Source organism: Streptomyces sp. NPDC001443 (genome assembly GCF_053597355.1).
On the sequence record NZ_JBSFIA010000001.1, the window covers coordinates 87,563 to 107,451 of the forward strand.

At 74.0% G+C, this 19,889-nt stretch carries 15 protein-coding genes, 2 tRNA genes and 1 pseudogene; 5 read left to right on the top strand and 13 right to left on the bottom strand.

Translation table 11 applies throughout. From position 1 onward, the window contains the following. Positions 1 to 64 precede the first annotated feature (64 nt). A complete protein-coding gene (locus ACWC24_RS00430) occupies positions 65 to 1,834 on the top strand; it encodes an AMP-binding protein (protein WP_450660609.1) in 1,770 nt (589 codons plus the stop codon). Here the strand turns inward: ACWC24_RS00430 and ACWC24_RS00435 are convergent. The 4 genes and pseudogenes from ACWC24_RS00435 to ACWC24_RS00450 all read right to left on the bottom strand — a co-directional run bounded on the left by ACWC24_RS00435 (position 1,800) and on the right by ACWC24_RS00450 (position 4,224). After that, positions 1,800 to 1,873: transfer RNA gene (locus ACWC24_RS00435), tRNA-Lys, on the bottom strand. The genes ACWC24_RS00430 and ACWC24_RS00435 overlap by 35 nt on opposite strands. Before the next feature lie 90 nt (positions 1,874 to 1,963). Continuing rightward, the gene (locus ACWC24_RS00440; protein WP_450660610.1) at positions 1,964 to 2,722 is read right to left on the bottom strand and encodes an IclR family transcriptional regulator; all 759 of its coding nucleotides are present in this window, start codon (positions 2,720 to 2,722) and stop codon (positions 1,964 to 1,966) included. Between the two features lie 230 nt (positions 2,723 to 2,952). Continuing rightward, positions 2,953 to 3,213, bottom strand: a pseudogene (locus ACWC24_RS00445) (L-cystine ABC transporter ATP-binding protein YecC); the annotation flags it as partial. A gap of 63 nt (positions 3,214 to 3,276) precedes the next feature. Further along, on the bottom strand, positions 3,277 to 4,224 hold the full coding sequence (locus ACWC24_RS00450) for a D-2-hydroxyacid dehydrogenase (RefSeq protein ID WP_450660611.1): 948 nt from the start codon (positions 4,222 to 4,224) through the stop codon (positions 3,277 to 3,279). 384 nt (positions 4,225 to 4,608) lie between these two features. Between ACWC24_RS00450 and ACWC24_RS00455 the strand changes: the two genes are divergently transcribed. Both ACWC24_RS00455 and ACWC24_RS00460 read left to right on the top strand, forming a co-directional pair. Continuing rightward, the gene (locus ACWC24_RS00455; protein WP_450660612.1) at positions 4,609 to 5,340 is read left to right on the top strand and encodes a maleate cis-trans isomerase family protein; all 732 of its coding nucleotides are present in this window, start codon (positions 4,609 to 4,611) and stop codon (positions 5,338 to 5,340) included. Positions 5,341 to 5,989: 649 nt separating this feature from the next. Further along, the gene (locus ACWC24_RS00460; RefSeq protein ID WP_450660613.1) at positions 5,990 to 7,129 is read left to right on the top strand and encodes an LLM class flavin-dependent oxidoreductase; all 1,140 of its coding nucleotides are present in this window, start codon (positions 5,990 to 5,992) and stop codon (positions 7,127 to 7,129) included. On the opposite strand, the gene ACWC24_RS00465 is transcribed toward ACWC24_RS00460, so the two are convergent. Then, a complete protein-coding gene (locus ACWC24_RS00465; RefSeq protein ID WP_450660614.1) occupies positions 7,108 to 8,928 on the bottom strand; it encodes a putative bifunctional diguanylate cyclase/phosphodiesterase in 1,821 nt (606 codons plus the stop codon). The genes ACWC24_RS00460 and ACWC24_RS00465 overlap by 22 nt on opposite strands. A 424-nt stretch (positions 8,929 to 9,352) precedes the next feature. Here ACWC24_RS00465 and ACWC24_RS00470 point away from each other — a divergent pair, with 424 nt between their 5' ends. After that, positions 9,353 to 10,573: a M6 family metalloprotease domain-containing protein gene (locus ACWC24_RS00470; protein WP_450661017.1), complete on the top strand. Its 1,221-nt coding sequence runs from the start codon at positions 9,353 to 9,355 to the stop codon at positions 10,571 to 10,573. Between the two features lie 128 nt (positions 10,574 to 10,701). Here the strand turns inward: ACWC24_RS00470 and ACWC24_RS00475 are convergent. From ACWC24_RS00475 to ACWC24_RS00505, 7 genes are all read right to left on the bottom strand, one after another. Then, positions 10,702 to 10,775: transfer RNA gene (locus ACWC24_RS00475), tRNA-Lys, on the bottom strand. After that, positions 10,766 to 11,416, bottom strand: a complete 651-nt coding sequence (locus tag ACWC24_RS00480) for a bifunctional DNA primase/polymerase (RefSeq protein WP_450660615.1) — start codon at positions 11,414 to 11,416, stop codon at positions 10,766 to 10,768. Before ACWC24_RS00480 ends, ACWC24_RS00475 begins: the two co-directional genes overlap by 10 nt. 131 nt (positions 11,417 to 11,547) lie before the next feature. After that, positions 11,548 to 11,916, bottom strand: a complete 369-nt coding sequence (locus ACWC24_RS00485) for a hypothetical protein (protein WP_450660616.1) — start codon at positions 11,914 to 11,916, stop codon at positions 11,548 to 11,550. 439 nt (positions 11,917 to 12,355) lie between these two features. Beyond that, positions 12,356 to 13,693, bottom strand: a complete 1,338-nt coding sequence (locus ACWC24_RS00490; protein WP_450661018.1) for an AAA domain-containing protein — start codon at positions 13,691 to 13,693, stop codon at positions 12,356 to 12,358. Further along, positions 13,693 to 15,288, bottom strand: a complete 1,596-nt coding sequence (locus ACWC24_RS00495) for a hypothetical protein (RefSeq protein WP_450660617.1) — start codon at positions 15,286 to 15,288, stop codon at positions 13,693 to 13,695. Before ACWC24_RS00495 ends, ACWC24_RS00490 begins: the two co-directional genes overlap by 1 nt. Next, positions 15,279 to 16,463, bottom strand: a complete 1,185-nt coding sequence (locus ACWC24_RS00500) for a hypothetical protein (protein ID WP_450661019.1) — start codon at positions 16,461 to 16,463, stop codon at positions 15,279 to 15,281. Before ACWC24_RS00500 ends, ACWC24_RS00495 begins: the two co-directional genes overlap by 10 nt. After that, on the bottom strand, positions 16,414 to 17,379 hold the full coding sequence (locus tag ACWC24_RS00505; protein ID WP_450660618.1) for a phosphatase PAP2 family protein: 966 nt from the start codon (positions 17,377 to 17,379) through the stop codon (positions 16,414 to 16,416). Before ACWC24_RS00505 ends, ACWC24_RS00500 begins: the two co-directional genes overlap by 50 nt. Positions 17,380 to 17,591: 212 nt before the next feature. Here ACWC24_RS00505 and ACWC24_RS00510 point away from each other — a divergent pair, with 212 nt between their 5' ends. Continuing rightward, positions 17,592 to 18,191, top strand: coding sequence for a histidine phosphatase family protein (locus tag ACWC24_RS00510; RefSeq protein ID WP_450660619.1), 600 nt, complete (start codon positions 17,592 to 17,594; stop codon positions 18,189 to 18,191). A 68-nt stretch (positions 18,192 to 18,259) separates the two neighbouring features. Here ACWC24_RS00510 and ACWC24_RS00515 read toward each other — a convergent pair whose 3' ends face one another. Beyond that, positions 18,260 to 19,711, bottom strand: coding sequence for a hypothetical protein (locus tag ACWC24_RS00515; protein WP_450660620.1), 1,452 nt, complete (start codon positions 19,709 to 19,711; stop codon positions 18,260 to 18,262). Positions 19,712 to 19,889 lie beyond the last annotated feature (178 nt).

Consider the following 19,889-nt stretch of genomic DNA (forward strand, 5'->3'; position numbering starts at 1 on the left):
CGCCGACCCGTCCGTCCCGCACGGGCCTCCACTTCTGACGATGCGTCAACTACCGTGCGCGTCCATGGAGTCCACGCGGAACGCGAGGGTCACGGTCGCCGAACTCGTCGCGGAGCGGTGGGGGGACCACCGACCCGGGCTGTGGTGCGAGGAGCACGTGCTGACCCACCACGAGACGGCGGCCGGGGCGGCGGCCCGGGCGGAGCTGCTGACCGAGCTGCTGTCCGGGGGCGCCGAACCGCACGTGGGCGTCCTGCTCGACAACACCCCGGAGTTCCCGCTGTGGCTCGGCGCGGCCGCGCTGGCCCGGGCGGCCGTCGCGGGCATCAACCCCACCCGCCGGGGGGCCGAGCTGGCTCGCGACATCCGGCACACCGAATGCCGGGTCGTCGTCACCGAGCGGACCCACCTGCCCCTGCTCGACGGACTCGAACTCCCCGGAGTGCGCCTGCTGGTGACCGACACCGAGGAGTACGCCGACCTGCTCGCCCCCTACGCGGACGCGCGGCCTGACGCCTCCCGGGCCACCCCGGCCGACCGCGTCCTGCTCTGCTTCACCTCCGGCTCGACCGGCGCGCCCAAGGCCGCGATCTGCTCCCAGGGCCGGCTGGCCGCCGCCGGCCGCTCGCTCGTGGAGCAGTTCGGGGTGGGCCCGGACGACGTGCACTACGTCTGCATGCCGATGTTCCACGGCAACGCGGTGATCGCCGACTGGGCGCCCGCGCTGGCGGCCGGGGCGGGGGTGGCGCTGCGCCGCCGCTTCTCGGCGTCGCGGTTCCTGCCGGACGTACGGCGTTACCGGGCGACCTACTTCACGTACGTGGGGCGGGCGGTGCAGTACCTGCTGGCCACCGAGGCCCGCCCGGACGACCGGGACAACCCGCTGCGGCTGGGCTTCGGGACGGAGGCGGGCGCGGTGGACGCGGCCGCCTTCGAGCGGCGGTTCGGGGTCCGGCTGGTGGAGGGGTACGGCTCCTCGGAGGGCGGGGCCGCGGTCCAGTGGACGCCGGGGACCCCGTCCGGGGCGGTCGGCAGGCCGGCGCGCGGAAGCGATCTCGTCGTCCTCGACCCCCGGACCCGCGCGGAGTGCCCGCCCGCCGCCTTCGACGCGGCCGGACGGCTGCTCAACGGGGACGCGGCGATCGGCGAGCTGGTCAACCGCGGACCGAACCCGTTCGAGGGCTACTGGCGCAACCCCGGGGCGGAGCGCGAGCGGCGCCGGGACGGCGGCTGGTACTGGACCGGCGACCTCTTCTACCGGGACCCGGACGGCTTCCTCTACTTCGCGGGGCGGACCGACGACCGGTTGCGCGTCGACAGCGAGAACCTCGCCGCCGCGCTGATCGAGAACATCCTCGCCCGGTACGAGGGCGCCGTGGCCGTCGCCGTGTACGCGGTGCCCGATCCGGTGGCCGGGGACCAGGTGATGGCGACCCTCGCGGGGGACTTCGACCCGGCCGGTTTCCTGGAGTTCCTGGCGGCCCAGCCGGATCTGGGGACGAAGATGGCGCCGCGGTTCGTGCGGGTGGTGGAGCGGATGCCGGTGACCGCCACCAACAAGGTCCACCGGGCGGGGCTCAGACGGGCGGGTTTCCGGTGTGCCGATCCGGTGTGGTGGCGCCCGCCGGGCGCGCGTGCCTACCGCAGGTTCGACGCCGAGGACCTGGCCGGGCTGGAGGCGGAGTTCCGGGCACGGGGGCGGGAGGGGCTCATGTCCGAGGAGGCCATGGCGGAGGAGCGCATGGCCGGGGAGCTCAAAGCGGAGGGGCCCTCCGCTTTCGCGGAGAGCCCCTCTTCTGTGCGCCGCCAGGGACTCGAACCCCGGACCCGCTGATTAAGAGTCAGCTGCTCTAACCAACTGAGCTAGCGGCGCCTGACTCTCGCCTTCCGCGCTGTGCGGCCGGCGACGAAGAAAATACTACCTGGTCCGCGGGGGTGCTCGTGACCACGCGGACCGGCGGGTTCAGATCGCCAGTGACAGCAGGACCGGCGCCGCGTTCCGGTTCAGCGCGTCCGCCGCCTGGCGGAGCCGGTGCGCGTGCTCCAGCGGGAGGGACACGGCGAGGCAGCCCACCGAGGACCCGGCGGTGATCGGGACGGCCGCGCAGACCGTGCCGACCGCGTACTCCTGGAGGTCGAGCACCGGCACCGTGGGCGGCTGCGCCTCCAGATGGGAGAGCAGCAGTTTGTCGCTGGTGATGGTGCGCGAGGTGAGACGGGCCATCTTGTGCCGGGCGAGATGGTCGCGCCGGCCGTTGTGATCGAGTTGGCCGAGAAGGCTCTTGCCCACCGCGGTGGCGTGCGCGGAGAAACGGAAGTCGACCCACTCGTTGACCGCCGGGGTCGCGGGGCTGTCGGCGTACTGGGTCACCTTGACCTCTCCGTCTACGTACCGGCTGATGTAGACGGCGGCGCCGACGGAGTCGCGCAGCCGGTCGAGGGTGTGCTGGAGTTTCTCGCGCAGGGCCTGCTCGCGCTCGTGGGTGGAACCCAGGCGGGCGAGGGCGTGCCCGGTGACGTACGCACCGTCGGTGACCTGCTCGACGTAGCCCTCGCGGCGCAGCATGCGCAGCAGCGCGGGCAGTCGCTCCGGGCCCAGGCCGGTCTCGCGGGCGAGCAGGGTGTCGGTGACACCGGCGGAGTGCCGCGCCACCGTCTCCAGCACGCGCAGGGCGTCCTGAGCCGAGTGGTACGGCGCGGTCGGCTCTTGCTTCAGCGCCACGGTGAATCCCCCCGGTCGCTTCCTGGGCCGTGATCCGGACAGCGGATCCCCTCCACGATAACCGGCAAGAAGCGTCCCGGAAGGGGTTGTTGGCGAGAACGTGGCCCCCTCAACTGGGGCTCTGACACTCTGGCATATGCCCAGGTCATGTCACCCCGACAAGACCTGGGGTGATGACTCGTGCGCGTCCTGTAATTGCACGCCAAAACTTTCCTGGTCGGTAACCGAGGTCACAGCACCGCGCCGAGGAACTCCCGGGTGCGCGCGTGATCGGGGTCGCCGAAGAGCTTCTCCGGCGACCCGGACTCGATGACGCGACCCGCGTCGAACATCAGTACCTGGTCGGATATGTCCCGGGCGAAGTTCATCTCGTGGGTCACGCACAGCATCGTGATGTCCGTGCTGCGGGCGATGTCCCGGAGCAGGTCGAGGACACCCGTCACCAGCTCAGGGTCGAGTGCCGAGGTCACCTCGTCGAGCAGCAGCACCGGCTCCGCTCGCCGGCGCCCACGAAGGCGCACCCGGGCGGCGCCCGCCCGCCCGCCGGGCCGGGTTCAGTGCCCGGGTACGTACCCGCGCTTCTTGTCGACCACGTTCGGCAGGCCCCGGCCCGCCGCCCAGCGTTCGTACAGCTCGACGAACTGCGCGCCGAGCTCGTCCCGCCAGCCGACCGTGTCGCCGCTCATGTGCGGGGACACGATCAGCCCGGGCACCTGCCACAACGGGCTCCCGGGGGCGAGGGGTTCGTCCTCGAAGACGTCCAGCGCGGCGCCCGCGATCCAGCGCTTGGCGAGCGCCTGCGCGAGCGCGTCCTGCACGACCAGCTGTCCGCGGCCGACGTTCACGAACCGGGCCGATGGCTGCATGACACCGAAGCGGCGGGTGTCGAACATGCCGCGCGTCTGTTCGGTCAGCGGTGCCGCCGCGATCACCCAGTCGGCGCGGGCCAGCAGCCGGTCCAGGTCCTGGGGGCCGTGGATGCCGGTGCGCGGCACCCGGCCGACCAGCGCGGTCGTCACCCCGAGCGCCTTCAGCGTGCGCACGATCGCCCGGCCGATGGGGCCCGAGCCGACGACGCACGCACGGGTGCCGGCCAGCCGCTGACCCTCCCGGTGACGCCACTCGCGACGGCCCTGCAGCTCCAGGGTGCGCGGCAGGTCCTTGGCCATCGCCAGGACGAGGGCGGCGACGTACTCGGCGATGGGCTGCTCGAAGATGCCCCGCGCGTTCGTCACCACGGTGTCCGACGCCACGAGCTCCGGGCACAGCAGATGGTCCACCCCCGCGCTCGCCGTGTGCACCCAGCGTGGCCGGGGCCCCTCGCCCGGCCACGCGGCCCGTACCGCCGTGGAGGCGAAGTCCCACACGAGCAGCACGTCGGCGTCCGGCAGCCGCTCGGCGAGCGTGTCCGCGTCGGCGCGCACGATCCGGACCCGGCCGGTGAGACGGCCCAGGCGGGGCGGGGGATCGGCGTCGAGGACGAGGAGCGTGGGGACGGTCATGGGCAGCCGTTCTTCGCGGTGGCCTGGGGCGTGCGTGCCGGGCGTCGCCGGGCGGACGGGACTTTCGGGAACACGTCCCGGCGTCCGGCAGGAGCGGATTGACCACGCTCGCACTCGAACCCACCTGCGTCAACACGGGTGCGTACACGGTCTGTTGCCCCGTCCCTCCGTACGGTGAGCAAGGCGCCCGGCACGGGTCCCCGGACCTGGCCCGTCCCCCGGACGGGGGTGCGGGCGTGCACCGGTCCTGTCGGCCAACCAGGTAACGATCCGGTCGGCGCCGCGCAGGCGGGGTACCCGAGCCGTGGGGCCGTATCGGGCGCTGCCGGAGATCTCGGCGCGCGAGCGGCCCGTACTGCCGGAAGAACAGCAGGAAGGCTGGACATGACCGCACTCGGATTCCTCTACCCGGGCCACAGTGCCGAGGACGACTACCCGCGCATCGAACAGCTCCTGGGCAGTGACATCCGGCTGGACGTGATCCACACGGAGACCGGCGAGGAATCGCACCGGGTGGAGGCGCTGCGGGCGATGGGCACGCCGGAGCGGCTCGCGCCGGCCGTCGCGGAGCTGCGGCTGTCCGGGACCGAGGCGGTGGTGTGGGCCTGTACGGGCGGCAGCTTCGTCCTCGGCTGGGAGGGCGCCCGAGAGCAGGTGCGCGCTCTCGCCCGGGCGGCCGGGATCCCGGCCTCCGCGACCTCCTTCGGCTTCGCGCACGCGCTGCGCGAGGTGGAGGTGCGGCGGGTCGCGGTCGGGGCGACCTACCCGGACGACGTGGCGGGACTGTTCGCGGACTTCCTGCGGGCCGGGGGAGCGGAGGTGGTCGCGGTCCACGGCGCGGACGCCGGCGCCGCCGCCGAGGTGGGCGCGTGGGGCGAGGCGGAGCTGTTCGCGCTGGCCCGGGCGGCCGACGACCCGTCCGCCGAGGCACTGCTGCTGCCGGACACCGCCCTGCGCACGGCCGCGCACCTGCCCGCCCTGGAGAAGGAGCTCGGCAAGCCGGTCCTCACCGCGAGCCAGGTCACCGTGTGGGAGGCGCTGCGCCTGGCGGACCGGCGAGTGAACGCTCCGGCGCTGGGCTCGCTGTTCGCTCGGGAGCCACTCGTACAGGTGTGAGCCCGCCCCGCCGGACGACCCCGGAACAGGCCCCGGGACGGGCCCCGGGACGGGCCCCGGGACGGGTCCCGGAACAGGTCCCGGGACGGGCTCCCGGAGCGGCGGACGCGGCGGACACGGCGGATGCGACCGCGAGCGGCCGGGCGCGGCGGGCGCGGCGGTGCGGCCCCGCGTGGCCGGGAGCGGCCTGGGGCGGGCGGGCGCGGTCGGGCGCGGTGGTGCGGCCCCGTGGGGCCGGGAGCGGCGGGCGTGGCCGGGAGAAGCCGGGAACGGCGGTACGGTCCCGCGCGGTCGGAGCGGCGGACGCGGTGGCGCGGGCCCGTGTGGCCGGGCGCGGCCGGGAACGGCGGAACGGCCCCGCGCGGTCGGAAGCGCCGGGCGCGGTGGTGCGGCCCCGTGGGGCCGGGAGCGGTGGGCGTGGCCGGGAGAAGCCGGGGAATGGCGGCCTCGGCCGGGCACGGCTGGGAACAGCCTGGGGTGGCGGGCGCAGCCGGGAACGGCGGAACGGCCCCGCGCGGTCGGGAGCGGCGGGCGTGGCCGGGAAGCGCCGGGCGCGGCGGTACGGCACCGCGTGGCCGGGAATAACCGGGGACAGTCTCCTGTTGCTCGCCCGAGGACAGCGCAGGGCCGAGAGCAGGAGGCACCCACCGTGACGGCAGACGAGATCCCGGGCGAGGCACCGGACACCCGTGGCACCCGCGACGAGGCGCACGGCATCCGGGCCGAGGCCCGGGGCAGCGCGCCCGTCCCCCTGTCCGTGCTGGACCTGGTCACCGTCGGCGCGGGCAGCACCGCCACCGACGCCCTGCGCACCAGCGTGGCGCTGTCCCGGCTCGCGGAGTCCCGCGGCTTCCACCGCTACTGGGTCGCCGAGCACCACTCGATGCCCGGCGTGGCCTCCTCGTCGCCCGCGGTGATCCTCGCCCACCTCGCCGCCCACACCGAGCGCATCCGGCTCGGCTCGGGCGGCGTCATGCTGCCCAACCACGCCCCGCTGGTGATCGCCGAGCAGTTCGGCACGCTGGAGGCGATGGCCCCCGGCCGGATCGACCTCGGCCTCGGCCGGGCCCCCGGCACGGACGGCGCCACGGCGGCCGCCCTGCGCCGCACCGACGGCCTCTCCGAAGGCGCCGACGACTTCCCCCAGCAGCTCGCGGAGCTGCTGCGCTTCCTGGACGACGACTTCCCCGACGGGCACCCCTACGCCCGCATCCACGCGATCCCGGGCCCGGTCCAGGGCAGTACGCCCGGCGGTGTGCAGTCCCCGCACCGGCCGCCCGTCTGGCTGCTGGGCTCGTCCGGCTTCAGCGCCCGGCTGGCCGCCATGCTCGGTCTGCCGTTCGCCTTCGCGCACCACTTCTCGGCGCAGAACACCGTCCCGGCGCTCGACCTGTACCGGCAGCAGTTCCGCCCGTCCGCCGTCCTCGACGAGCCGTACGCCCTCATCGGGGTCTCCGCGCTCGCCGCCGACGACGAGCAGGTGGCCCGCCGGCAGGTGCGGGCCACCACCCTGAACATGATCCGGCTGCGTTCCGGACGGCCCGGCCTCTTCCCGGCTCCCGAGGACGCCGAGGCCCATGTGTTCAGCCCGCTGGAGCAGGAGTTCGTCGACTCCTGGGCGGGCAACATCGTGCACGGTACGGCGGACGAGGTGCGCGCCGGTCTGGACGGCCTCCAGAAGCGCACCGGCGCCGACGAGTTGATGCTCACCTCGCACGCCCACCGCGGTGAACTGCGCCTGCGCTCCTACGAACTCATCGCGGACGCCTACGGGTTGCCGACCGCGTAGGACGTCGTCCCCAGCAGCTCTGAGATACGGTCCGGCGGCACCGGGCGGGAGTACAGCCAGCCCTGTCCGGTGTCGCAGCCGATGTGCCGCAGCCGGGCGGCCTGGGTGAGGGTCTCCACGCACTCGGCGGTGACCGTCAGGCCCAGCCGGTGGGCGAGCTGGATCATCGCCTCCACGACCACCTCGTCCGCCGGGTTCGGGCGCTCGCCGGTCTCGTCGTACTGGAAGCCCCGGACGAAGGAACCGTCCAGTTTCAGTACGGACACCGGCAGCCGGCTGAGGTAGGCGAGATTGGAGTAGCCGGTCCCGAAGTCGTCGATGGCGATCCGCACGCCCATGTCGCTCAGCGCCTGGAGGGCTTGCAGCGGGCGGCCCGCGGAGCCCATCACCGCCGATTCGGTCAGCTCCAACTGGAGCAGGCTCGGGGCTAGTTCGCTCTCCGTCAGCACCGACGCCACATCCGCGACCAGGTCGGAGTCCCAGACCTGGCGGACGGCCACGTTGACGCTGACGAAGATCGGCGGCTCGTCCGGATGGTCGAGCTGCCAGCGACGGGCCTGCCGGCAGGAGGTGGCCAGCGCCCAGCGGCCGAGCTGCACGATCGAGCCGTCCTCCTCGGCCAGCGCGATGAACCGGTTCGGCGTCAGCAGGCCGAACTGGGGGTGGTTCCAGCGCGCGAGGGCCTCGACCCCGTGCAGCCGGCCGTCCTCCATGCCGACCAGCGGCTGGTACTCCAGCACGAACTCGCCGCGCTCGATGGCGGGTCGCAGCGCGGAGGCCAGGGCCTGCCGGGTCATGCGATGGGCGTTGCGCTCCGGATCGAACAGTGTCCAGCGGGACTTGCCGTCGGCCTTCGCCCAGTACAGCGTGGTGTCGGCGGCCTGCATCAGACCGGTGGCGGTGGTCCCGGCCGCGTGCCGCTCCACGACGCCGATCGAGGCGGACAACGACAGTCTGCGGCCCGCCAGTTCGAAGGGCGCCTGGAGGGCCGTCAGTACGGACTCGGCGAGTTCGGCGAGCTGGTCGGTGCCGGTGGAGTCCTCGACGAGCAGCGCGAACTCGTCGCCGCCGAGCCGGGCCACCAGCGGGGTGCCCGCCCTGGCCAGCCCGGCCTGCTCGGCGACCCGGGTCAGCCGTTCGGCCACGGCGGCCAGCAGCCGGTCGCCGACGCGGTGGCCGAGGGTGTCGTTGACCGCCTTGAAGCCGTCCACGTCCAGGTAGCACAGGCCGATCCGTCCGGTGCCGCTGCGCTCGTACGACTCCGCCTCCAGCGCGGCCGTCAGGCGCTCGAAGAACAGGGTCCGGTTGGGCAGCCGTGTCACCGGGTCGTGCATCTGCAAGTGACGCAGTCTCGCCTGGAGTTCACGCCGGTCACTGATGTCGGCGACGGAGAGCAGGACCCCGGGTTCGCCGCCCGCCAGGGGTGCGACGGTGACCTGCACCCACACCGCACGGCCGTCGGGATGCTTCAGTCGGCGGGTGCAGCGCAGCCTCGCCTGCCGGCCGTGCAGCACCTCGCGGTAGGCGTGCCAGGCGCGGGTGTCGGAGGGCAGGTCCACCAGGTCGGCGGCGGAGCGTCCGGGGAGCGTCGCCGGGTCGCTGCCGAGCAGGGTGCCCAGCATGGCGTTGGCGCCGACGACCATGCCCTCGCGGTCGACGACGGCCATGGCCAGGGGCGCCGTCGCGAAGACGGAGCGGTAGATGGACACGCTCCGAGGAGACGCGTCAAGATCACTGTCTGTTACGGCCGACCGGTCGAGGTCTGCCGCGGGCGTCGGCCCTTCGGACGTTCCGCTCACCGCTCGCTCCCGCAGTGCACTCGATCTCTGTCCGCGCAGCAAAGTGTGCCGATCATAGAGGGTGGTCCCAAGGCCTTCCAGCCACTGTCCAGTGTCCCTGACGGTGCGACCTTTCTGACAGATCGTTTCTGCCCGCGCCTGGGCGGCTTCTTCGAGCGGCGGATCGCTTGTGACGTTCCGTGAGTACTTCGGGGGTGTCGTCTGTACCCAGATCCGAGGCCGCTCACTCATCCGGGTCAGATAAACAGGACATAGGACAGCAAAGCTACGCAGGCTGGATGCGGTGTCGTCCCGTGAACCGCATCCGGAGGTCCCGTTGCCGCGTCGGCCGCTTCGTAAGGGACTTGGGCCCAGGGCTCTCAGGAGCCTCGGCCGTGCGGTGCCGCGCTCCCGACTGCGCGGTGTCGCGGCCGTGTTCACCACGATGTCGGCGCTCGCGGCGACCTCGCTGTTCGGCAGCACCTCGGTGGCCGAACCGTTCTCGGTCGAGCCCTGCGCGCTGCGGCGCACCGGCGCCCACCACTCGGAGGGCCTGGACACCTGGAACTCCGCCTATCCGCGGCCGACCCACCCCCTGGACGCGGTGATGGTCTTCCTGTCCTTCCCGGACTCGGTCCCGCGGACCACCCCCGCCCAGCTCGCCGCCGACCACTTTCCGGCCACCAGCCAGTTCTTCGCCCGCGCCTCCTACGGCAGGTTCACGCTCCGCCCGCATCCGCTGCGGCACTGGATCCGGATGCCGAAGCCGTCCACCACGTACGCGATAAGGCGCGACTGGGACACCACGGACCGGTCCTCCTATCTGCGGGACGCGCTCGCCGCCGCCGACCCGCAGGTCGACTTCTCGCGCTACGACATCGTCTACTTCGTCGCCGACCCCGACGCGCCGGGCGTGGACTCGGACGCCACGAAGGTGGTCAACCTCGACACCCCGCTGCGGGCGGACGGCACGGACCTGCGCCGGGTGGTCACCGTCTTCGAGAAGCACCCCCCGGACCGGCTGGTGCTCGCCCATGAGACCGGCCACGTGTTCGACCTGCCGGACCTCTACCACCGGCCGGTGGACGGCAAGGGCGACTGGGACACCTACGTCGGCGACTGGGACCTGATGGGCAGCCAGTTCGGGCTCGCCCCGGACCTGTTCGCCTGGCACAAGTGGAAACTGGGGTGGCTGGATCCGCGCCAGGTGGTGTGCGTACGCGGGGCCGGGCCGACCCGGCTGACCCTCGAACCGCTCGCCGCGGGCCCCGGCGTCACCGTGCCCGGCGCCACCGGGGCGCCGGCGTTCGGACTGGGGGGCGGCACCAAGCTCGCGGTGGTGCGCACCGGGGCCGACAGCGCGCTCGCCTTCGAGGCGCGCGGCCCGCTCGGCAACGACAAGGCCGCCTGCAACTCGGGCGTCCTCGTCTACCGCGTGCACAGCGGCGCGGAGTCGGGCCGGGGCCCCATCGAGGTGATCGACGCCCACCCGCGCGGCGACGACTGCTGGGGGAGCTCGGTCTACCCGCCGCTCGCCGACGCGCCGGTGGGCCTGGGCGAGAGCTTCACGGTGCCGGGCGAACACGTACGCGTGACGGTGGAGGGACGCACGGCTTCCGGGGCCTGGACGGTGGAGATCGCCATGGGGGCCGCCCTGCGGCGGTGACGCGGGCGGCGGGGGCGCGGAGGTGAGAGGCGCGGGGTGTTTCGAGGCCGCGTCCCGAGGCCGTGATCTCGCGGCCGGATACGACGACGGGGTCCGTGGAAACCACGGACCCCATCACCTTCATCACGTGCGCCGCCAGGGACTCGAACCCCGGACCCGCTGATTAAGAGTCAGCTGCTCTAACCAACTGAGCTAGCGGCGCCTGCTGACGTCGTAGACATTAGCATCCTGGTCGGCGGGAGGAAAAATCGAAATCCGTACGGCCGCGCGAGCCGCCCGCACCGCCGCCCAGAACAGGATCTCGGGGCCCGGAAGCCAGGGGTGCCGGGTGTCCGGAGCGACCAGCCAGCGGGTGGCGGCCCGGCTCACCCCGGCGGCCGTGTCGGCGGCGGCCGGGCCGGGCGTCGCGGGGGTGAGGGGCGGTACGGTCACCGCGTCACCGCCGCCGTGGCACAGCAGCGGCGGAACGGCCCGCGTACGGCCGTCCCGGCGGCCGTGGGCCCCCCACTCCTCCCACTCCAGCAGGGAGGGCAGCCGCTGGGCCGTGCCGGGCGCGGCGAACAGCAGCATCCGCCCGCGGAACACGGCCACCGGCCCGGAGCCCGGCCCCTCGTCCCAGAGCCGGTCCAGCATCCGGCGCCCGAAGATCGCGGGAGCGCTGACGATGTCGAAGACCGCCCCGCACGGCAGCACGACCGGGGCCTGGGGCCGCTCGCGCCAGAACGTGAGCGTGCTGCGCGGATACGTCCCGGCGGAGGCCAGCCAGTCGGCGCCGTCCGCGGTGACCCCCGAGACGTCGCAGCGGTCGCGGCCCGACGGCGGCTCTTCCTGTGTGCTGCTCATGTCGCCCACATCTACCCGCTGTGAGCGACCGGCTGCCGAGGGTTGCGGGAAACCGGGACAAGAGGGGCTGGGGGCGGGTATCTTGCCTGCCTGGCATATGCCGTGGGGGTGCCCGCGGGTACGGCCACTCGTCAGACCGGGTCGACGTGCTCCTGACCCTCGACGCCGCCGCGCATCAGGTCCCGGCCGAACTCGACCATCTTCTTCGCGTAGTCCTCGGTCCACTCGGCCCGCTGGGCGATGTCCGCCGCCGTGAGCCGGTCGAACCGGCGGGGATCTGCCAGCTGAGCGGCGGCGAGGGCCTGGAACTCCACCGCCCGGTCGGTGGCCGCACGGAACGCCAGCGTCAGCTCGGTCGCCCGGGCCAGCAGCGCCGCCGGATCGTCGATCGACTCCAGGTCGAAGAAGTGCTCCGGGTCGGCCGCCACCTCCGCGGGCTCGAAGAGCAGGGGCGCGGGGCGTAGCCGCGGTTCGTTGCGACGCGGCGTGGGCTCCGCCATGTCTTCTCCTCCTCGTACGGTTGCGGGTGGCACCGCCCTGTGGGTGGTCCACCCTCCATTCTCTCCCGGGGGCGCAAGGGCATGCCGGGACGGGCGAACCGCCCGAAGACACCGCGCCCCGCACTCTCAAGCCCCTCGGACCCCGCGTTGTTCCCGCGACCTCTGCCGCGCCCGGGACTCGGGCCCACGGGACGCCCGTGGGCCCGGGAGCCCGCCGGCCGGGGCGTTCACGGTCGCCAGGACACCCGGTGTTCGGCCAGGCGGGCCAGGACCGCGTGGTTGGCCTCCCAGCCGTCCGGGCTGTGCTCGTCGGCCGCCTGCGGCGGCGTGCCGGACTCCGTCCGGCGGGCGGAGCGGCGTCGCGGTGATCGTCTGCCGGGGCTGTTTGGCGGGTGGCCCCGGCGCCGGATGCTTGCCGGGTCCCGTCCGTCGGGGGTGGTCAGGGGCGCCAGGACACCCGGTGTTCGGCCAGGCGGGCCAGGACCGCATGGTTGGCCTCCCAGCCGTCCGGGAACTTCACCAGGGTGCCCAGCTGGACCGGTTCCGTGGACGGGTAGTCGTCCAGGAGGTCGCTCACACCGGCCCGGCACACCACGATGCAGGCGTGGCGGTGGCGGGAGGCGAGGACGCACAGCCGGCCCGTCTCCAGGTGGAAGGCGGTGGCGTCGGGGCGGCCGGAGAGCGGGTGGAGCACCACCGTCACGTCGAACTCCCGGCCCTGCAGCCGGTTCGCCGTGTCCACGGTGACGTCCGCGACCCCCAGCTCGGCGAGCGCGGCCCGTACCGCCGCCGCCTGGTCCCGGTGCGCCGTACCCACGGCGATCCGGTCGGCGGTGAGGGGAGCGGCCGCGGCGGAGCGCTCCGAGGCCGCCGCGCCGCCCCGGTCCAGCAGCCGCCGGACCACCGTGGCCACCGCGCGCACCGCCTCCGGATCGGTGCGCGGGGTGTGCCGCGCGGGCAGTTCGAGCAGGCCCCAGCCCGACAGCGCGGCCTCGTCGATCACCCGGTCCGGGCCCGAGCCGTCCGACGGGACGGCGAAGGAGAGCCGTCGGTCGCCGTGGTCCGTGCCGCTGCGGAACGGGGTGAACGGGTAGAAGGCGTCCGAGACCAGGGGCGCCGCCGAGGCCGGCAGCCGCCAGGACACCGGCAGCCGGTGCTGAGGCAGCTCGGGGTTGTGGGCCAGCAGGGTCGTCACCGCGGAGGCCGAGGGGTCGTACGACAGCCCCGCCCACTGCTCGCTGCCGACGAGCGCGAACGGGTCGAGCTGCCCCGGGTCGCCCACGAACAGGGCCCGCTCGAACAGTCCGGCCACGGCGAGCAGCGCGTCCGAGCGCATCTGGTAGGCCTCGTCGACGATCGCGTGCCGCCACGGTTCGTCGACCTTGACGTGGGCCCACTTGGCCGCGGTGGAGACGACCACCGGCAGCCCGGCGAGGTCCGCCGCCTTCGCCGACTTGCGGACCTGCGGCTGGGCGTCCAGCGCCTTGTCGTACGGGTCGGCGTCGCTGCTGTGCAGTCGGCCGACCGGCAGGTCGGGGCTCTTCTCGGCGAGCCGCAGGACCAGGTCGTCGACCTGGGCGTTGGTCTGCGCGACGACCATCAGGGGCCGGCCCGCCTCGGCGAGTTCCAGCGCGGCACGGACGACGAGCGTGGACTTGCCGGCGCCCGGCGGGGAGTCGACGACGACCCCGCGATGGGTGCCCCGCACGGTGTCGCGCAGGATCGCCTCGGTGGCCCGCGCGGCCGCGGCACCGGGGTCGAAGGCGGCCTCGGTGATCACAGGACGTCCTCCTCGGTGACGGGGTCGGCGGCCTCCGGCAGGGCGGCCGCCTCACCGGGTGGCCCGCCGTGCGTCCACGGCGTGTGCTCCGGGTCGGGCAGCTTCGCGCCGCCGCGCTGGTCGTGCTCGAACAGGGTGAAGCAGATCAGGTCGCCCTTCTCCGGCAGGGACCCGGCCTCGGGCTCCTTGCCGCGGCCCATCCGGTCGAGGATCCGCAGCACGAGCAACCCCTCGCCCTCGTACCCGACGAACTCGGCCGTCTGCGGCTTCCCGCCCAGCGAACGGTGGACCTTGACCCGTTCGCCCAGGTACGGCAGGTCGTCGGTGCACACGGTGACCAGCGGGCGCGGGCTGGGCCGCTTGCCCTCGCCGTACGCCATGACCACATCCGTGACCTCGCCCGCGAACGCCTCCCCGGCCAGCCGCCGGCCCGCCATCACCAGCGGGTCGTCCAGTGCCTCCTGGGCCTCCAGCCGGGCCTGTTCGCGCTCGCGGGCGGCGAGCTTGCCGGCCGCGGTGACCGCGTCGTCGCGGCGCGGCTGCGGCGGCTCGCCGGCCAGCACCCGGTCGCGATGGGCGGTGAACGACCAGCGGTCGCGCGTCCACCGCTCCTCGACGTGCGCCCCGTCCGGCAGCGCGCGCAGCAGCTCCAGGCCGTCCCACACCTTGTCCCAGGTGGGCCGGGTGGCGTCGGCGACCAGGGCGCGGATCGCCTGCTCGGCGGCGGTCACCTCACCGAGCCGGTCGTCCGCCTCCAGACCGTCCTCGGCGGTGGCGAGGGCGGTACGCGCGCGGTCGTAGCGCTCGATCGCGGGCGCCAGCAGTTTGTTGTCGAACGCCGGGTCGGTCGCCGGGCCCGCTGGCGGGCACAGCAGCTGCCCGTCCGCGTCGCGGCCGAGCTCGGCGCGCAGCGCGGCCTCGGCGCCCTGGACGCCCTCCGGCGGGTCGATCCAGGCCAGCAGCGCGCCCAGGTGCTGGTCCTCCAGACTGGACTGGCCGGTCGCCCAGTGCCGGCCCAGCACCTCGGTCAGGGCCAGCAGCAGCGCGGAGCCGGGCACTCGGGAGCGCTCCCCGAAGTGGGTCAGCCAGCGCCCCAGCAGCGGCACCCGCGGCGGCGCCGGATGCGGGGTCTCCGGATCCTGTTCGGCGGTGCGGCGAAAGCGCATGGAACGGCCCAGCAGCCGTACGAAGTCCAGGCCTGCCCGGCTCGGCACGATCAGCTGGGGCGCGTCCGCGCACAGCTCGACCTCGACCTTGACCCGCTTGCCGGTCGCCGGGTCGGTCTCGTTGCGCTCGGCGGCCTCGACCTCGGCCGCGTACCCGTCGACGTAGGGAAGGACCACGTCGGCCAGCTCGGCCAGGAACGCGAACCGCAGGTCGCGGTCGCGCGGCTGCGGCACGACGAGCAGGGTCGGCGCGTCCCGGTCGGTACCGACCAGCGCGCCGAGCGGGGCACCGGCCTCGCCCGCGGTGACGAGCGGCACGAGGACCAGCGGCCGTTCGGACAGATGACGGTGCCGCACGGTCGCGACGGGCTGGGCACGCCCGGTGGCGACGGCCTCCAGCCGGGCGAGAGTGGAGATCAGGGACAAGGCGCCGCCTCCCGGCCGAATGCCTGACCGGATACCTGGCCGAAGATCCGACCGGATGCCGCGCCGAGCGCCTCGGCACGCAGCCGGTGCGCCCGGCGCAGTGCCGCCACCGCCGGGTCGGCCGGGTCGCCGGCCTCGCCGCGGGCCGCCGCGAGGACGTCCTCGACCGTGGCCAGGCCGCCCAGGTCGGCCCGTACCGAACGGCCCAGCGAGGTCACCGCGCCGTCCGTGCGGGAGCGGTCACGGCAGTGGAAGGCCAGCTCACAGGCGGCCAGGCACTCGGGGGCGTACGCCGCGGGCACCGACTCGACGGCGGCCGTGAGCTCCTCGGCGGGCAGCCCGGGGGAGAAGCAGGCGCCCTCGGGGACGGCGTCGGCGATGTCCTGGAGGCGGGTGAGCCGGGCCAGCTGCCGACTGGTGACCGCGCGCTGTTTGCGCACGTCGACGGCCGAGGCGGTGGGCAGGTTGGAGAAGTCCTTGGGGCACACCAGCAGGATCCGGTCGCGCACCCGCGGGACCGACTCCAGCCGGGCGGCCACCGCCTCCAGCGCCAGCACGTACACCGCGGCCTGCCGCGCGGCCGCGCCGACCTTCGCCGGGTCCGCCGAACCGTCCAGCATCGGGAAGGACTTGATCTCCACGACCGTCCAACTGCCGTCCGGGTGCACCACCACCGCGTCCGGCTCGAGGAAGGCCGGCGAGCCCGCCACGTCGAGCGCGAGCATCGGATGGTCCAGCAGCGTCCAGACGCCGGGCGCCGCGGTGGCCTCGCGCAGCGCCAGCTCCGTCCGCGTGGTGCGGCCCTCGGGGCCGACGGCGGCCAGGTCGGGGGCGTCGACCCGGCCCGGCTCCGGCGGCGGGGCGGTCCGGTCCAGCCGTTCGTGCACCAGCCGCAGCAGTTCCGCGCCGCCGTCCGCCTTGACCCGGGCCTCGAAGGCGTTGCCACGAGTGAAGGCGAACTGCGACTGGCCGAAGACCGACGGCGAGCCGAGCGCGCCCGCCAGCGCCGTCTTGTCCACACCGGCGCCGTCGAGGAGCGCGCGCCGTCTGCATCCGGGGTTGGCGGCGAGCGCCGCGAGGGCGCGCGCGTCCAGCGCCTTGGCCGCTACGTCCGGTCCGCGCAGCTCAGCGAGCCGCTGCCGGAGTGCCCTCGCCGGCGTCCGTGGGGGAGGCACCGGGCTCGGCTCCGGACCCGAGCCGCGCGTCTCGCTGCCGTGGAAATCGCTCACCCGGGGAAGTCTGGCATCCGGCACTGACAATCGGGGTGCCTGCGCCCGCAGAGGCCGCCGGGGCGGCCGGGACCCGCGTCCCCCACCGGGTCGCCAGGGCCGTCCGGATCCGGTCCGCGATCCGCGTCACCAGCGGCGTCAGCAGCAGTCCGACGCCCATCACGGCCGCGCCCGCGACCGCGTCGAGGAAGTAGTGGTTGGCGGTGCCCATCACCACGATCGTGGTGAACAGCGGGTAGACGATCCCGGCCGCCTTCGCCGTACGGGTGCCGCCGTGGCGCCAGAGCATGACCCCGCACCACAGCGCCCAGCCCACGTGCAGACTCGGCATCGCGGCGTACTGGTTGGTCATGCCGCCCATACCGCGCGGCGCGCTCGCCTCGCCGCCCCACCAGCCGTACGAGCTGTACTGGGCCATCGTGTCCACGAAGCCGTACTCCGGCGACAGCAGCCGGGGCGGGCAGGTGGGCAGCAGGGTGAACCCGATGAGACCTATGAAGGTCGAGGTCATCAGCCAGGTGCGGGCCGCCCGGTAGAGCTCGGTGCGGGAGCGGAACAGCCAGACCAGGAGCGCGGGCGTGACCAGGTAGTGCAGTGACGCGTACCAGAAGTCGGCCGGCACGCCGAGCCACGCCTCACGGGTGAACAGCCGGTTGAGCGGGTGCTCGGCGTTGATGCGCAGGAACTTCTCGATGCGCAGGATCGTCGTGCCGTGGTCGACGGCGCCGGATATGTCGCCCCTGGCCAGGAGCCGGCCCGCGGAGTAACAGCCGTACACCAGCAGGATCAGCGGCAGCTCGGTCCACCAGCGCAGCCGGGTCCGAGGGGCCGCCTCGATGCGAGGTGCCTCCGTCTGCGGCATCCGATTCGCCCTTCCCCTCCGTGGTCCCTGATGCGCCCGGTGGCGCGGCCGTGACACTTTACGGCGTGCACACGCGCCTGGTCCCGGGCCCCCGGCTCTCAAAGACGCAGCGGCCGCCCCCCGGGTTGCCCCCGCCGGTGGTGAGCGATGCCCCCGCCGGTGGTGAGCGATGATGGAGGAGATCGGAACGAAGACTTCCCGGAAGGTCCCTCATGGCACCGCGCATCCTGCTGGCCCGGCACGGACAGACGCAGTGGTCGTTGTCCGGCAAGCACACAGGCAGGACCGACATCCCCCTCCTCGACGAGGGCCGACGCGGTGCCGAACTGCTGGGCGAGCGGCTGCGCGGGGCGCCGTTCGACGGACTGCCCGGTGTCGAGGTGCGCACCAGTCCCCTCGTACGCGCGCGTGAGACCTGCGAACTCGCCGGCTTCGGCGACCGCGCGCGTACCTGGGACACGCTCATGGAGTGGGACTACGGCGCCTACGAGGGCATGACCCCGGCCGAGATCCAGGCCGTGCGGCCGGGCTGGCTGATCTGGCGCGACGGTGTCCCGCAGGGCGAGAGCCTGGCGGAGGTGACCGCGCGGGCGGACGAGGTGGTCTCCTGGGCGCGGGAGGAGGACCGGGACGTGCTGGTCTTCGCCCACGGACACATCCTGCGGTCGATCGGCGCCCGCTGGCTGGGGCTGCCGATCGCGTTCGCGGCGCGGATCCGGCTGAACCCGACGTCGCTGTCCGCGCTCGGATGGGCGTACGGGGAACCCGCGATCGAGAGCTGGAACGACCTGGGGCACCTGGCGGCCGCCTGACCGCCCCGCGCGGCGCTCACGCGTGCGCGGTGCTCACGCATGCGTGGCGCTCGCCGCGTGCGCGGCGCTCACGGCGTGCGGGGGCGGCCGGCGTGGCGTTCCAGGAAGGCCGAGACCCCCGAGGCCCGCCGGTGCGGCAGCAGCACCCGCGCGGTTCCCGCCAGCATCGTCTGGATGCGCGAGGACTGGACCTCGTCCAGCAGGTCGAGCACCCGCATCCCGGCCGTCGCCGCCTCGTCGGGGCGGCCGCCGCGGGCGAGGTCGTCGGCGAGCTCGGCCGTGTACAGGGCGATGTTCCGGGTGAAGTGCGGGTCCTGGAGCCGGGCCGCCTGCCGGGCGTGCCGTGCCGCCCGCTCCCAGTCGCCCAGCGTGGACCAGCACTGGGCCTCGAGGCCCTCCAGCTCCGCCTCCCCGTAGAAACTCATCCATTCGGGGTCGGCGTCGCAGGAACCCCGCTCGTAGAGGGCCTGGGCCCGGACCAGGGCCTGCTCGCAGCCGGTGCGGTCGGCCAGGCCCGCCCAGCCCCCCGCCTCGCGCAGCGCGAGCAGTGACATCAGCCGCGCCGAGCCCAGCGGGCGGGCCACCCGCTGCGCCGCCTGGGCGGCCCGCACCGCCTCCCGGGGACGGCCCGAGTCGCGGGCGAGGAAGGCCGTGTTGCAGAAGGCGTGCGCCTCCAGCGCCGGATCGTCGGTCACCCGGGCGGTGGCGAGCGCCTCCGCGTAGTGCGAGCGGGCGTCGTCGTATCTGCCCGAGTCGTGGGCCAGCCAGCCCACGGAGATGGCCAGTTCACCGGCGCCCGAGTGGAGCCGGTCGACGGTCGCCTGCCGGGTCGCGCCGGCGTCCAGCAGCGCGTACGCGGTGCGCAGCGGGGCCGCCGCGCGCCGGTAGAGGCCGTCGGCGCCGTGCCGGTCGTCGAGCAGCCGGATGCGGCGGACGGCCTCCTCCAGGGCGCTCGCCTCGCGGACTCCGGGACGCCGGGGCGGCCGGTTCGCCGCCACTGCGTCGTGCGGGAGCCCCAGGGGAGCCAGCGAGGCGGCCGCCATGGTGGCGCCCCCGCGGGTCATGAATGCGCGACGCAGCACGTCGCTCTCCTCGTGGTCGTGGTGCGTTTCGTACGGGTCCTGCGGGTCCTGCGTTTCATACGGCTCGTACGCCTCGTGCGTCTCACCGATGGTGTGCGCCGGGCTCATGGTGTGAGCCGGGGGCGCCTCCCCGTCCGCCCGCGCCGACCGTCCGCGGACGGTCGAGCGGGGCGCGAAGCCGAGGTCGGTGAGCGTGCGGCCGGGGAACATGTGCAGGAACACCCGTTCGTACGCGTAGTTGGGGCAGCGGATCTCGCCCGCCTCCACCCGGCCGATGTAGCGGGCGTCACAGCTGACCTGCTCGCCGATCTCGCGAGCGGCCCGCCGCACCAGCGCGGCGAACTCGCCCGGTGAACGGTGTCCGCGTATCCGCCGGAAGGCGAGATTGGGCCGTGCGGGCCGGTTGGGCTGGGACGAGGTCACCATTGACGACGCCATGGCCGGGTCCTCTCGTGCGAACCGTCGAACCATGCCGGATTGGGGATGAGTTGTCCGTGTGCCACCCTGTTTCCGGCGGGCAAGAAGGTACCTGTTGTGGTCGGCCCGCCACACAGTGTTTAGCTACAAACCGGATATCTCATCCCCGATCCGCCATGAACTGCCATCCTTTGCGGCT